Origin of the sequence: Pseudoalteromonas sp. 1_2015MBL_MicDiv (assembly GCF_002407505.1) — a bacterium.
GTDB classification, from domain to species: Bacteria; Pseudomonadota; Gammaproteobacteria; order Enterobacterales; family Alteromonadaceae; genus Pseudoalteromonas; species Pseudoalteromonas fuliginea.
This window is the reverse complement of the sequence record NZ_CP012738.1, coordinates 44,957-59,378: the sequence shown is the minus strand read 5'-3', so window position 1 is coordinate 59,378 and position 14,422 is coordinate 44,957. Positions and strand designations below refer to the sequence as shown.

Annotated in this window: 11 protein-coding genes and 1 pseudogene; 5 read left to right on the top strand and 7 right to left on the bottom strand. The window is 39.4% G+C overall.

Features of this window, described 5'->3' with window-relative positions:
* Nucleotides 1–96 precede the first annotated feature (96 nt).
* The 3 genes from AOR04_RS17870 to AOR04_RS17860 all read right to left on the bottom strand — a co-directional run bounded on the left by AOR04_RS17870 (nucleotide 97) and on the right by AOR04_RS17860 (nucleotide 3,928).
* Nucleotides 97–714 carry an HAD family hydrolase gene (locus AOR04_RS17870; protein ID WP_096794186.1) on the bottom strand — a complete coding sequence of 206 codons (618 nt, stop codon included), beginning with the start codon at nucleotides 712–714 and terminating at the stop codon, nucleotides 97–99.
* A 272-nt stretch (nucleotides 715–986) separates the two neighbouring features.
* Entirely contained in the window at nucleotides 987–1,481 is a 495-nt protein-coding gene (locus AOR04_RS17865) for a DUF6702 family protein (protein WP_007376678.1), read from the bottom strand.
* Nucleotides 1,481–3,928, bottom strand: coding sequence for a M1 family metallopeptidase (locus tag AOR04_RS17860; protein WP_096794185.1), 2,448 nt, complete (start codon nucleotides 3,926–3,928; stop codon nucleotides 1,481–1,483). Before AOR04_RS17860 ends, AOR04_RS17865 begins: the two co-directional genes overlap by 1 nt.
* A 1,091-nt stretch (nucleotides 3,929–5,019) precedes the next feature.
* On the opposite strand from AOR04_RS17860, the gene AOR04_RS17855 reads away from it, so the two are divergent.
* From AOR04_RS17855 to AOR04_RS17840, 4 genes are all read left to right on the top strand, one after another.
* Nucleotides 5,020–5,256, top strand: a complete 237-nt coding sequence (locus AOR04_RS17855) for a hypothetical protein (protein ID WP_007376681.1) — start codon at nucleotides 5,020–5,022, stop codon at nucleotides 5,254–5,256.
* Nucleotides 5,257–5,335: 79 nt separating this feature from the next.
* Nucleotides 5,336–6,583: an exonuclease SbcCD subunit D C-terminal domain-containing protein gene (locus AOR04_RS17850; RefSeq protein WP_096794184.1), complete on the top strand. Its 1,248-nt coding sequence runs from the start codon at nucleotides 5,336–5,338 to the stop codon at nucleotides 6,581–6,583.
* The gene (locus tag AOR04_RS17845; RefSeq protein WP_096794183.1) at nucleotides 6,580–10,230 is read left to right on the top strand and encodes an SbcC/MukB-like Walker B domain-containing protein; all 3,651 of its coding nucleotides are present in this window, start codon (nucleotides 6,580–6,582) and stop codon (nucleotides 10,228–10,230) included. Before AOR04_RS17850 ends, AOR04_RS17845 begins: the two co-directional genes overlap by 4 nt.
* Nucleotides 10,231–10,258: 28 nt before the next feature.
* Nucleotides 10,259–10,915, top strand: a complete 657-nt coding sequence (locus tag AOR04_RS17840) for a class I SAM-dependent methyltransferase (protein WP_096794182.1) — start codon at nucleotides 10,259–10,261, stop codon at nucleotides 10,913–10,915.
* Nucleotides 10,916–11,243: 328 nt separating this feature from the next.
* On the opposite strand, the gene AOR04_RS17835 is transcribed toward AOR04_RS17840, so the two are convergent.
* The 4 genes and pseudogenes from AOR04_RS17835 to AOR04_RS17820 all read right to left on the bottom strand — a co-directional run bounded on the left by AOR04_RS17835 (nucleotide 11,244) and on the right by AOR04_RS17820 (nucleotide 13,495).
* A complete protein-coding gene (locus AOR04_RS17835; RefSeq protein WP_096794181.1) occupies nucleotides 11,244–12,011 on the bottom strand; it encodes a DUF2971 domain-containing protein in 768 nt (255 codons plus the stop codon).
* A gap of 52 nt (nucleotides 12,012–12,063) precedes the next feature.
* A pseudogene (locus AOR04_RS17830) lies at nucleotides 12,064–12,455 on the bottom strand (ACT domain-containing protein).
* A 19-nt stretch (nucleotides 12,456–12,474) separates the two neighbouring features.
* Nucleotides 12,475–13,038 carry a DUF6942 family protein gene (locus AOR04_RS17825; RefSeq protein ID WP_096794179.1) on the bottom strand — a complete coding sequence of 188 codons (564 nt, stop codon included), beginning with the start codon at nucleotides 13,036–13,038 and terminating at the stop codon, nucleotides 12,475–12,477.
* Between the two features lies 1 nt (nucleotide 13,039).
* Nucleotides 13,040–13,495, bottom strand: coding sequence for a YaiI/YqxD family protein (locus AOR04_RS17820; protein WP_002959175.1), 456 nt, complete (start codon nucleotides 13,493–13,495; stop codon nucleotides 13,040–13,042).
* Between the two features lie 130 nt (nucleotides 13,496–13,625).
* Here AOR04_RS17820 and AOR04_RS17815 point away from each other — a divergent pair, with 130 nt between their 5' ends.
* Complete coding sequence (locus tag AOR04_RS17815; protein ID WP_096794178.1) at nucleotides 13,626–14,147, top strand: lipocalin family protein; 522 nt, start codon at nucleotides 13,626–13,628, stop codon at nucleotides 14,145–14,147.
* Nucleotides 14,148–14,422 lie beyond the last annotated feature (275 nt).

Below are 14,422 nucleotides of genomic sequence, written 5' to 3'. Positions count from 1 at the left end.
AAAACGTATTGAGCTAGCTCCACAATGGGCAAAAATCAATTAATAAAATTTGTATAACTAAAGACTAAACTTAAGAATAAAAAAACAATGCGCTATTTAACATAACGCTAATTTTTTGGAATAACTTTCTACTAGCCCTACCAACTCATAAAAATGATGCAATATGTAATCGGCTTGGTCGGCATAAGCAGGTGTTACATCTGGAGCATATAAACATGCACGCATATTAGCGTTATGCGCGGCTTGTATGTCATACAAGTAATCGCCTACATAGAGTATATTTGCAGGGCTAATATCCCAAAGTGTTGCAATGGCATTCAATGCACTTGGATCGGGCTTTGCTGGTGCATCACTTCTGGTTAAAACCGTGCTGATTGGCAGTGGATTATTTTGTAATTTAATTGCAGCAGCCTTGTCAAAATTACGCGTTACTATGGCCATCGGAATTTTTTTTGCGTCTAATTGTGCAATAGCTTCACTGACGCCGGGCAATATAGTCGCGTGCTGGGCATCGAGTAACTCGTGCTGATGCACAATGTTCATGGCTTCCTCGCGCATATAAGCCGAAGGGAGTTGCGCTATAAAGTCGAGCAGGTCTTGCTCACAAGGGCAGCCTATTTGTGCTTTTATAAGTGAAAAATCTAACTCGGATGATACTAACGTACCGTCTAAATCAAAAATAACACCGTTAATAGCCTCTACCTGAGTCATCATATCATTCCTTGGATGTGGTAATAATTAGTTAAACGTACTTTAAACATAAATGATCTACTGCTTATACTCAATATTTTGGATAAATGATGCTAAGTAACCTGAACTCTGGATAATAAATCTGCTAATAGATTGCGCAAAATAAAGTAAATATACAATATAACTTCACAAATTTTACGTAACTTTACACAGTAAAGATCAATTATGAGGGTATCTAAAATAATAGAGGGAAATACGCGCACATTAACTACAGTGCGCGTAAAAAGAAATATTAGCTAATTTTGCTCGAAGCGGGCTTCAAGCCACGTATCATCTTGGGCAAAGTTTAAGGTTTTAATCCTACCTTTCCCCTCAACATTAACCATATTCACCTGAGTTGGCCATAAATCACGCAGTGCACCATTACTCATTTTAATCCCTTCAATCCCTTTTGGTATAGGTGCTTCTTGGTAAACCCAAAAAAACTTTCCATCAACTTGTGCACCTACAAAGCTAAGCGGTATAGATTCACCACTTAGTGTTTGTAGCGCAACGTGCGATTCAACATACTTAGCAAAACGTTGTTGATCGGTTTTATTACTAATAATATCGATTTTGCCTTCAAATAATGTTCCTACGGCATGTTCGGTATCATGTAAATAAAAGCGATGCATTAACTCAACATTATGCGTTCGTTTGTTAAAAAGCACCGTTGTAACTGACGATTTTAGTTGATGCGCTATACTTGGCGCAGCAACTAAAAGGCAAACAATAATAAGCAAAAAGCGCATTATTGCGGCTCCCCACCGTCATCCTTTTCGTCTTTTTTCTCATCGCTTTTAAGCTCAGTTTTAATATCTTGCATGATATCGCGACTCACTTTAGCTTTACTCTTTTCCTTTTTAAACACTTCGATACGTGAAGGAATAATACGGCGAGGGTAATTGTTGTTTTCAACATCTACATCAGCTGTTTCCCAACCTGGATCGACAGTCACTGATACAAGCGGCTTGTTTTTATCGGTAACAATTAGCTTTTGAACGTTTTTATAATTACGACGCCAAATTTCAGCAGGAATATAACGCTCTTCAGTTGTGCCATCTTCATATGTTAGCTCAAGTAAGATAGGCATTACCAAACCACCTAAGTTTGAAAATTCCATTACATAATAGTTTTTATCTTCTTCTAAAGCGCGTTCAAGCGTTTTACGCTCCCACGGCTCTAAGCCTTTTAAAAACTTGTTGTACGAGTTGCGTTCTTTATTGGTTACAGTAAAGCGGTCGTTTTCGTCATAAAAATCGGTAACATCAGGGTTTTGCTCAACCCATGTTTTTTTACCTTCTGCGCGGTTACGCTCAACAAATAATGACGTAGGCTTATCTGCTTCAATATCGCGTAAACGGCTGTAATCAATATCAGGGTTTTTAGTGTCTAAACGTAGTTGATATACTTTATCTAAAGAGATATCAACATGGTCTGTGGTGTAAAACCAGCCACGCCAAAACCAATCTAAATCAACACCAGAGGCTTCTTCCATTGTACGGAAAAAATCAGCTGGGGTAGGGCGCTTGTATTTCCAGCGCTGAGCATACTCTTTAAATGCAAAGTCGAATAAGTCACGGCCTAAAATCACTTCACGTAAAATATTAAGTGCTGCGGCAGGCTTAGTATAAGCATTCGGGCCTAAGCGTAATACGCTGTCTGACTGAGTCATAATTGGCACTTGATTTTCAGACTTCATGTAGCTCACTATATCGCGAGGCTCAACACCCCAAGGAATAGTAGGATCCCATTCACGACCAGCAACGCCATCTAAAAAGCTGTTTAAGCCTTCATCCATCCACGTCCATTGGCGCTCATCCGAATTTACAATCATCGGAAAGTAAATATGGCCAACTTCATGAATAACTACGCCAAGTAAAAAGCGCTTTTCAGCTTGTGAATAAGTACGAGTACCATCATCTTGTAACTTAGTACGTGGGCCGTTAAAGGTGATCATTGGGTATTCCATACCACCAACGGGGCCATTAACCGACTGTGCAGTTGGGTATGGGTAGTCAAAAGAATACTTAGAGTACACTTCCATTGTGTGTACTACCGCTTCAGTTGAGTACTTTTTCCATAAGTCACCACCTTCTTTAGGGAAGAATGACATTGCCATAACTAAAGGCTGAACGTCACCACCTTGCTGGTAACCTTTTGCATCCCACATAAACTTACGAGACGACGCCCAAGCAAAGTCTCGAACATTCTCTGCTTTAAAGTGCCACGTTTTAGTTTTGTCGGTGCCTTCTTTTTCGTTTTCTAGCGCTTCTTCTGCGTTAACAATAAACACAGGACGCTTAGATGTTTCAGCTTGCTTTAAACGTTTGCGCTGCGTACTTGTTAGTACTTTGCTCGCGTTATCAAGCTTACCTGTTGCCGATACAATGTGATCCGCAGGAACGGTAATCTCAACATCGTAATCACCAAACTCAAGTGTAAATTCACCAGAACCTAAAAATGGCTTGTTTGTCCATGCTTCGTAATCGGTATAAGCCGCTAAACGAGGGAACCACTGAGCAATTAAGAATATGTCGTTGCCATCTTCTTCAAAATGCTCATAACCAGAGCGCGCACCCACAGCATCTTCTTCAACAATATTGAAGGCAAAGTTCATACTAAATTCGACTTCTTTACCTGGTTTTAATGGCTCATTTAAATCAATACGCATTAAGGTATCAACTACAGTTACGCGCAGTTCTTTACCATCGTCATCTTTTACGCCACTAATTGTATAACCCAGTTCGTTGTCGCTCATAAATTGCTGACGACGTAGCTCACCTAAACTTAATTTAGCAGGCTTTTGTGCTGGTAGGCTTTTTAACGTACTTTTAAACGTTTTAGTTGTTTCGGCAATAGAGTCACTTTTAAAAATATTTTGATCTAGCTGTAACCATAAATATTTAAGCGTATGTGGTGAGTTATTTTTGTATTCAATACTTTGGCTACCCGTAATACGGTGCTTTTTTTCATCTAGCTTTACATCAATATCGTAGTTAACACGTTGCTGCCAGTATTTTTCACCTGGTTCACCTGCAGCACTACGATATACATTGGGTGTAGGAAGCGCTTCGTCTAATTGACGAAACTTATCAACGTAAGAACCTTTTGTTTGCTCAACTGAGGACGCCATAACAACACTCGACATTGCCAGTGGCAATACAAAAGCGCTCAGCGTAAGACCTATTTTTTTCATTGTTAGTCCTGATAAATTTTAGTAAGGGTACTTTGACAAAATAACAGCTTAGCTTCAATAAATTAGCGATAAAGTGTCGCTTTTATAAGGTGATATTCACCAAAAATTTACAGCACTTTTATATAAGTGCAACCATAACCAATATAAGCAAGATTAAAACTGTAAAGGGGTTTACAAAACACCAACACCGCGCAAACAAAATAGGGACAAGCACTTGAATCTATGAGGTTCAGACCCAATTCATCGCTAATAGCTACAGTGAAAACGTCTAACTTGAAAAGTGGAGATTGCTATGAAGTTTTATATTACAAAAAAAGAGCAGCAACTCGAAGCAAATCCTGCACAGAAGTTAATCCTTGAAAGTTACCAAGCTTATAATACCAATTTTATTAAAACATGATCACTCTAGGGTCTGTTTATCTTTCGAGGTTGAATTTGCAGCAGACTGTTTGGTGTTTAGGAAAGGCAGAGCCTGTGTAGTGTGGTTATTCCACATAAATAGGCGATAACGCAGCATAAATGCCAAACATGCGCTGCCCTTTGGGTTCTTTCTAGGGGCAATTTACTCTTTGTTGCTCGGTTTTTACTTAGCCCACTAGGTTACAAACCTCGCGCCGCGATTAAATCCCCCCTAGATTGAACAAATTTTAATCCTGAAAGGTCAACAGGCCCTAACGTATTAAATAACTCACTAACTACGTTAAAAATCATTCATATAGAACAACTATGTATCATAATTTCAGCCTTGTTATTGAGCTATTTTCTTATCGCTATAATAGATCACTAATTTAATGCAATTGGTATAACTACAAATTTGTAAATGTGATATGTGCATGCGATAAACAAGATGCGCTAAAAAGGTTCCCATCCATACAAAAAAGTAATAAGAAACGCATTATTATTGGCGTAAATATTGCTGCAATCTCAATAATATTGGCTATTTATACGATAAATTAAAAATAGTTAATATTTTTATTGATCTTTAATGCTGTTTGTATTTAAAATCGCCCACCCTTTTATTTGAGGCAAATAAATTCGTCACATTTATCCTCAAATAAATATAGATTAGTAGCAATAAATGCGGTGGACTCATGGATTTTTATATCCTAAAAAAACAACAAGAACTAATTGCTATCCCGGCAAATGAGAACAACTGTAAACAGTATCTCGATTCTGGTTATTTTTACATTGATAAAGTAGCAGCATGTAACGAAGTTAATGCTTTAAAAGTGCTACAAACTAAGCAAACTAAAACACTAAAGTACCCACTAATTATGGCATTGCTAGCATTACCGATTATTTTTGTAGGCTGGTATAGTTTAACCTAACCTTAAAATGGTCCTTAGGCTTGCATCTTTAATTACCTTGGGTATATTGGCGCTCTTACTGGTTTTTTAAGAGCGCGACATGAAAGTCCTCCACACCTCAGATTGGCACCTTGGCCAACAATTTTATGAACACGACCGCCGTGTTGAACACCAAGCCTTTTTTACATGGTTATTAGCCACTCTTGTTGAACAACAAATAGACTTACTTTTAGTTGCTGGCGATATTTATCATACCGCGACTCCAAGCGCTAGCGCCGAAAATCAGCTTTACCAATTTATTAAAGACGCCAAAAAGGCATGCCCACAATTACACGTAGTAATTATTGCGGGTAACCACGACTCTGCAAATCGTATTTTGGCAGCTCAGCCATTACTAGCACAGTTTGATACTCACGTAGTAGGGCGCTTTGATGTCGCAACACCCAATGAAACTGTTATTCCCATAAATACTAATGGTAAACGCGCTGTAATCGTCGCTATGCCATTTTTACGTGCAAGCGATGTAAGTTTACTTAGCCAAACTGAAAGCGGCTCTAGTTATGCTCAAGGCGTTGCAAAAGCTTACGAGCTTGCACTAGAACAAGCTACTAATATAAACGAGCAAAACTCACCATTAATAGTTATGGGGCATTTACACGCAAAAGGCGGGGATATTTCAAGTGATTCTGAGCGTAACTTAGTGATAGGTGGTGAGGAGTCTATTTCAGCCAATGTATTTGGTAAACAAGCCAACTATGTTGCCCTTGGGCATTTACACAAAGCGCAACAAGTCGCTAAAAGCGATATTATTCGCTACAGCGGCACACCTATACCTATGTCGTTTTCAGAACGTAACTACACGCACCAAGTAAATGTTGTTGAGTTTATTATTGATGAAAAACAACATATTAGTACAACTGTAAACCCCCTTTACATTCCACGCTCTGCCGATGTAATTATTTTACCAAAAGGGGAGTGTGTGCCATTAAGCGAACTATGCGAGCAAATTAAAGCGCTCGACACCGCACAAAATACAACAGCGCCTTATTTACGGGTAAAGCTTAAATCAAGCGATACCGACACCACCTTCAGAGAACAAATAGAACAAGCACTTGAAGGCAAGCATATTAAATTTTGTGGTATTGAACGTGTACGTGAGCAATCAGCGCAAAATGACGACAACACCGTATTTGAAGATTTAAGCGAAGTTGAAATGCTCAACCCACTAAACCTATTAGAACAGGCATTTGCAAACGATAAAGACATGGCAGGGCAAAGCGTACCCGATGAGCTAAAAGCACTTTTAAGTGACGTGATAAACGAGCTTACGGAGCAAGAACAACTATGAAAATAACCGCAGTTCGTATTCATAATTTAGCTTCAATAGTTGATGCTGAAATAGACTTTACTCAAGCCCCATTAAAAGATGCAGGCTTATTTGCGATAACAGGCGATACCGGCGCTGGTAAAAGTACTTTTTTAGATGCGATATGTTTAGCCCTTTATACAAAAACAGCGAGGCTACGCGGCGATAAAGGTAACTTAATTGAGTTTAACGGCGACAGCATTAAGCTTAATGATGCGCGAAACTTGCTACGCAGAGGTACATGGGAAGGCTACGCCGAGGTCGACTTTTTAGGGCAAGATAAACAGCTTTACCGTGCGCGCTATACAATTGCACGGACCCATAAAAAAGTAACAGGCAAACTTAAAGTAGCAGAGCACACCTTAGTAACCCTGCCAGACGAAACCCTTATAGCTGACAAAAGCCACACAATAAAAGAAGTTGAGAGCAAAATAGGGCTTAACTTTGAGCAGTTCTCCCGTGCCGTACTTTTAGCGCAACATGAGTTTGCTGCATTTTTAAAAGCCACTGGCGATGAGCGAGCACAACTTTTAGAGTGTTTAACAGGCACCGATAAATTTAGCCGTATTGGCGTGCGTATTTTTGAGCGCCATAAAGAGCAAGTGGCAAAGCTTGAAGCGCTTAAAGCAGGCCTTGAAAGCTATACCTTATTAACGAGCGAAGAACTTGAGCTACAACAAACCAAGTTAACCGATTTAAAAGCGCAAACCGAACACACTAAAAAAGAGCTGACCAAAACCGAAAAAGCACTTAACTGGTATCAGCAAGCTACAGTGCTTGAGCAAAATTTACTGCAGGCACAGCAAACTCAGCAACAAGCAAGCTCAGCGCTTGAAAGTATCGTTGTTCAAAGCGAGCAAGCAAAACAAGCTAAACAAACGCTTGAAATAAAAGATAACCGCAGCCGTTTTACTCAATTAACCGATCAAAATACGGCGTTAGATCAGCAAATAACATCGCTTAAAAGTGTTGATCATTTAGCGGTAATTAACGAGCGTAACACCGCGCTTGCTAAGCATACTGAGCTACTTAATAACGCCAATGAGCAAAAACAAAATGCAGCGCCCGTTATAGCAAAAGCGAGAGAGCTCGACAGCAGCATTGCTTTGCAAACTCAAGCTGTAAAAGGCGCAGAGTCGCAAATAATCAAAGAGCAAACTCAACTTGATGAGCTCAATCAGCAGCTTAAACAAAGCAATAACGAGCTAGAACTCGCTAATACCGACTCAACTAAAAGCCAGCAATGGCTTAATGAGCATGCACAGCTGCACGTTTTAGCAAAAGACTGGAGCTACTATCAGCAAAGCTTTAATACTTACTTAAATGCACAGCAGCAATTAACTGCAAACCTTGCACAAAGCCAAACTCTTAATACCGAGCTTGCAGGTCAGAGCGAGCGATTAAATACACAAAATAATAAAGTGCAGCAGTGCGAGGCGTTACTTACGAGCGAGCAGTCTGCTTTGCAGGTATTAAATACTCAGCTTAATGAATTTAATGCAGAGCACTGCGACGCGCAGCTAAAAAGTATTGATTACTTAAAAGAGCAGCGAGAGCGCTATAAGCAATTTAACGCAGAACTAAAACAAAGCACTCAACGCCAACACGTACTTAATCAGCAGCTAAATGAAAGCCAGCAAGCCCATGCTTTACTTAATCAGCATTTAATAACCAGTGAGCAAGCACTTAAAGGCAGCGAGTACGCACTTAACCAAGCGCGCTTAAGAGCCAGCGAAAACGTAGAGCATTTACGCACTGAGCTTCGCCCTAATGAGCCTTGTTTAGTGTGCGGTGCAACTGAGCACCCGTATGCGGTAAATCAAAATCAGCAATTAAATAACTTAATTACTGATTTTGAAAATGCTTTTAATATAGCTAAAAAGCAATTTGACCATGCACAAAGCGAGCTGCATAAGCATCAAACTCAACATGCCGTATTAACTGCTGAACACGAACAACTTGAGCAAATAATACAAACAGCAAAAGCCAAACAGCTCGACATTAAAAATACCATGCAAGGCGCACGCACAGAGCTTAACGACTTAACGCCTGATCAGCTTGAAGTAACTTATAAGCAATTAACGCAGCAAAAAGCGCAATACTTTGAGCAGCAAAAACGCCAACGCACACTGCAAACTAAAGTAAATGAGCTACAAGCATCACTTAAAGCAGAGCAGAAAATACAGCAGCAACTGAGTAATAAACACCTTGAGCTTACACACCAGCAAAACCAAATAACGAGTAAGCGTAGCGAGCTAAGTGCACAAATTAACGAGCTTGGTACAACGCTCAATAGCCAATTTGAAAACAGTGATTTTTGGCAGCAACTACAAGCCAATACACTTGAACTTAGCGAGCTGCACGAGCAAGTTACGCAGTATCAGCAAACTCAAACGCAACTTGAGCAAAGCCAAAAGCGCCAAGACACAGCTAATGAGCAAATAAAGCAGCTTACCCCCCTTATTAGTAAAAGCGAGCAATCGTTAAAAGTACTTAATGAAGAGTTTGTAAAAGCTAAAGCGCTATTAAACGCGGTACAAAGTGAGCGCTTAGCTTTATTTAATAATGAGCAAATAAGCGCAGACGACTACCAAGCAAAACTCACAAGTGAGCAAGAGCAAAAACAATCACAGGTTCAAGCGAGCCAAAAAGCCTATGACGACGCTATAAAACAACGAGATGAGCACGCTATAACGCTTAAAAATGTAGAGCAACGCTTACTTGAAAACAGCCAAGAACTAGCAACACTTGAGGCACGTTATAACCAGTGGTTTACTGACTTTAAAGCGCAATACAGCGATGTAACGCACGAACAGGTCAAAATTTTACTAACGCTAAGTAGCGAGACTATTAAAGCGCATTTAAATCAACACGAGCAGTTAACTCAAGCGTTAACAGATGCAAATGCCGCATTAAAACAGCAGCAACTTACACTTGAAAAACACAACAGTAGCGATAAACCAACACAAAGTGCAGAGGCTTTAAGTACGCAATTAAGCAGCTTAAATGAGCAACAAACGCAGCTGCAAAATTCATTACTAGCAACTAATACCGCTATTGAGCAACACAACCAAAATGCGAAAGCGCTTGAAGGCAAACAAGCTGAGTTAACTACGCTTAAAACACAGGTAGAGCAGTGGCACTTGCTTAATAAAGTATTGGGCGATGCAACGGGTAAAACCATGCGTAACTTAGCACAAACACAAACGTTAAAAATATTACTGCACTATGCCAACAGCCACTTAAAAACACTAAACAAACGCTACGAATTAACCGCCATAGCGCAAACGCTCGACATTGCAATTATCGACCGCGACATGGCCGACGAGCAACGCTCTGTTAATACGCTCTCGGGCGGTGAGTCATTTTTAGTATCGCTAGCGCTTGCACTTGGTTTAGCATCGCTTTCGTCTAACAAAGTACAAATCAATTCTTTGTTTATTGACGAAGGGTTTGGTACGTTAGACAGCGAAACCCTAAGCATTGCAATGGACGCTTTGGATTCTTTGCAAGCACAAGGCAGAAAAGTAGGCGTTATATCGCACGTAACACAAATGAGCGAGCGTGTAGCCACTCAAGTGCATGTAGCCAAAAAGCCAGGTGGATATTCCACAGTTGAAGTTTTATAAGCAACATTACTGAAAACAAGGAGATACAATGCCAACGTTTACAGGCGAGCAAGCAACACAATACGATAGCCGCATAACCCGTTTAGTGCCTGGTTATGAATTATTACATCAGCTCACTAATGCGCAACTACAAGCAACGCTGGGCGACAATGCGCATATTTTGGTAGTAGGGGCAGGCACAGGCAAAGAAGTACTTGCACTGGCTGCACTAAACCCTACATGGCAATTTACTGCGCAAGATACATCAGCCGATATGCTTGCTATCGCACAGCAGCAATTTGATGAACAAGGCATAACAAGTCGCGTAGATGTACATAATGGCCCCGTTGATAAGTTATCGGTTAAAGCCGATGCCGTTTTATGTTTATTAGTAATGCATTTTTTAGAAGACAACGGCGATAAAAAAGAGTTATTAAAAGCAATTAAAGGAAGCCTTAAAAAAGACGCCAACCTTTATATTGCAGATTTAATGCGCCCTGAAACTTCATTTGAGCGCGAAGCTCAGCTTACAACGTGCGCGCAATTGGGTTTAACCGAAACAGGCAAAACACAAACAGGGCACGACTTAGAAAATGAGTTTTACCCGCTTGATAGAATGCGCTTTAGCGAATTGCTAAATGAGTGCAAATTTGGCATTCCGAAGCTGTATTTTAAAGCTCTAGGTTTTAGCGGATATGTAGTTTAAGTTTCACAAGCTAAACAAGTACCCGCTATTTAGCACCAATAAAAACACCGAGTGAACAAACTCGGTGTTTTTATATAAACCTCAGCACAAGTCCTCACCGATTCTAATCATAACCCACAAAGTATTATAAAGTACTCCGCTTTTATTTGGAGCGTAGGTAGGTTAAACGAAGCCATATTTGCTGTTGAAATAAGTACTATCGCCGACAGAAACAATTAAGGATAGTTAAATATAGACTCTCTTCTACTTGGGTTTTTACGTCAGTGTCCAGATATAAATTAAAATATTTATGTATTCTTTTATTATTTAGTAAGCTAATTACTCTAACTTATTTCGGTTTATATGGGATATCAGAGCTGTAAACTTTAATACCCGTAAGTTTGTTTGACTTCAAAAAATCACGCATATCAGTGACCAATTGAGCCTGTTCAGATTGGGGACCGATGTATACTGCTTTAATAGAGCTTTTAGGTAATAAAACTTTTATATAAGGGACTTTTTTGCCATTACATTCTCTATGAAAAATCTCTGTTGTATGATGTTTATCTAAAGAAAAAATAGCTCTTTTTTCTTTTTCTGCATAAAATGCAGCGTGTTTTATGGCGGCAGCGGAATAAACTAAAGAGCTTATAAACCTAACCCTATCACCTTTTAGGTAACACTCATCATAGAGTGTTGATATAAATTCAAAGTCAATAAAACTATCTGATTTTCTTAATTGCACAGGGTATAAGCAAGGGCGAACATCACTTTGTGTGAATGGTCCGCTTACAGTTAAGGATAAGGTTATCGCATTATTATCTAATTCAATGGCGTAAGGCCCGTACTCTCTCCACATTGATAATTCATCTTTAGCTAAACATAAAGATACTATGAAGATATCTAGCTTGCTAAGGCTATGCATAACCTGTTGCTTTAAATCTTGAATTTTCTCAATTGATAGCTTTTTACTTTCAGCTAGTCTATTGAGAATTAATTCTATTCCCTGCTCAATTTCTGAAGTGTCATTTAAATATTGATAATGAGTAGCCCATAACTCTTGGGTTCTTAAAATGCTTTTTACTGCATTTATGTCGGTATATTGATATAAATTCATTTAATTCCTTTTTAAATATTTATTAGCTCAATGTTGGTAATTAACAAAAAACCTAACCAATCTCTTCAAGTGCTTTCATTGCGGCTTGTGCTTTATCTGTTTGTACAAAAATATGGTCGTGATAAAACGCAGCGACCACATTAGCGCTAATGCCATGCTCAGTCAGCTTTGCAGATACCGCAGCAGTTAGCCCTACGGCCTCTAAACTTGAATGTACGTTAAGGGTAATTAAATTATATTTACCCTCGTAAGTAATACCTGCTTTATCGGCGGTTTCAGCTTTTAAAATAAGGGTTAGCCCTTCTTCTTCAACATAAGTGGCAAGTGGCTCTAAATGAACATAATCGGCCAATTTACCAGCTAAACAGCAAAATATGTACTCACCTTGTTTAAGCACAGGCTGCATTGATTTTAATAATTCTTTAACTCTAAAATTCCGGCCATGGTCGTTCCTTACAATGTGTTATTTAGTGCCTTTTAGCTGCGCGACTAGCTCGCTTAATCTCGCAATTTTTATATTACTTAATTGCCTGTAATCAAAATATGGGCACACAATAATGTTGTTAGTTGTGTCTATTGCAAACTCGTCGTCGAGCCAATCAAATTGTGCATGTAACTTACCTTGTTGTAATAAGTTTTTAGCGTGCGTACGCCCTGCAATTATGTGTAACTGGTTTTTATTGCTAGTAGCTTTATCTGCGCAAGTAATAGTCGTGTCAGGCGCGCTAAATAGCAGGGCGGTTTTACTGTTTTTTTGCAGTAAATACTCATCGCGATATTGTTGCCAAGTAGGGGCTTGTTTGGCAAATGAATAATGCTCACTTGGCAGGGCAAATAGCACTTTTGCGTACACGTTAAACACTTTGCGCCAACCATTACCACAGTGCTGGTTTATGGTATTTATTTGCTCATTTATAACCGGCTCTAGGCATTCAAGTGTTTCAAAAAACGGCATTGGCGGCGCTTTTGCTACGTATACCGCCACGCTAAATTGCGTATCACCTAAGCCAACTAATTGGGTGTTCAAACTAGTTAGCCTTGTTTTGCGCTAAAATACGGTCAAGGTTATTTGCAAAGTTTTGGCGATCGGTTTGGCTAAGTGGCGGTGGCCCACCACTCATTTCTACGCCACTTGAGCGCATGGTATCCATAAAGTCGCGTACGTTAAGTATTGAGCGAATGTTTTCGGTGGTATAAAGCTCACCACGTGGGTTTAGCGCTTGCCCGCCGTTATCAATTACTTCACTTGCTAGCGGAATATCGCCTGTAATAACTAAATCACCTTTTTCAACACGTTTTACTATTTCGTCGTCGGCTACATCAAACCCCGACGATACTTGAACGCGGCTTATGTATTTTGACGGCGGAATACGCATTGCGTGATTGGCCACTAAAATAGTCTCGATTTTCATACGCTCTGCAGCTCTAAAAAGTATTTCTTTTATAACAACAGGACATGCGTCTGCATCTACCCAAATTTTCATGCTATGGTCATTTTTATTGCTTTAGAATTAATATGATCCTATAGCAAATTTTTTTAATCGGCTAGCAAACTTTATATCCATCTATATTTAGATAATACGTACGATTTATGTAATTAAAAAAGGAGCTTACATGAAGGCTATTAAATACGGTTTACTTATTACAGGGTTATTTTTTCTTAGTGCCTGCACCAGCCCTCCTGAGGGAATAACACCCGTTAAAAACTTTGATATACAAAAATATAAAGGCAAGTGGTTTGAAATAGCGCGTCTTAATCACTCATTCGAAGAAGGTATGGAGCAAGTTACCGCGACTTATTCAATTAACGACGACGGCACAGTAAAGGTCCTTAACAAAGGGTATTTAACGGATGATAAAAAATGGGATGACGCCGAAGGCTTAGCCAAGTTTGTAGAGGGCACAGACATAGGGCATTTTAAAGTCTCGTTTTTTGGTCCATTTTATGGCGCTTACGTGATTTTTGAACTTGACCAAGGCGATTATCAATATGCATTTATAACCAGTTACAACAAAGATTACTTGTGGTTTTTGTCGCGTACACCAACGGTTAGCAAAGAGCTTAAAGAACACTTTTTAACTAAAGCTAAAGAGTTGGGCTTTGCTACCGATGAAATAATTTGGGTTGAGCAATAAACAATGTAAAGCCCCTTTACAGTAGTCATAAAAGAGTCATCTAACAGTAAAGTAACTTAAATATATTATGGTTATATTGTGTGTACTTGCCGTGAGACAGCAAGTATTGGAAACACTGAATATCCCCTATTGTTGGCAAGCTATATAGCTTGCCATTTTTTTGCCTAGGGCGTGTTGATCTTTGTGGATTGAAATCTGTTCAATCTAGGGGCGATTAAATCGCGGCGCGAGGTTTGTAACCTAGTGGGCTAAGTAAAAACCGAGCAACAAAGAGT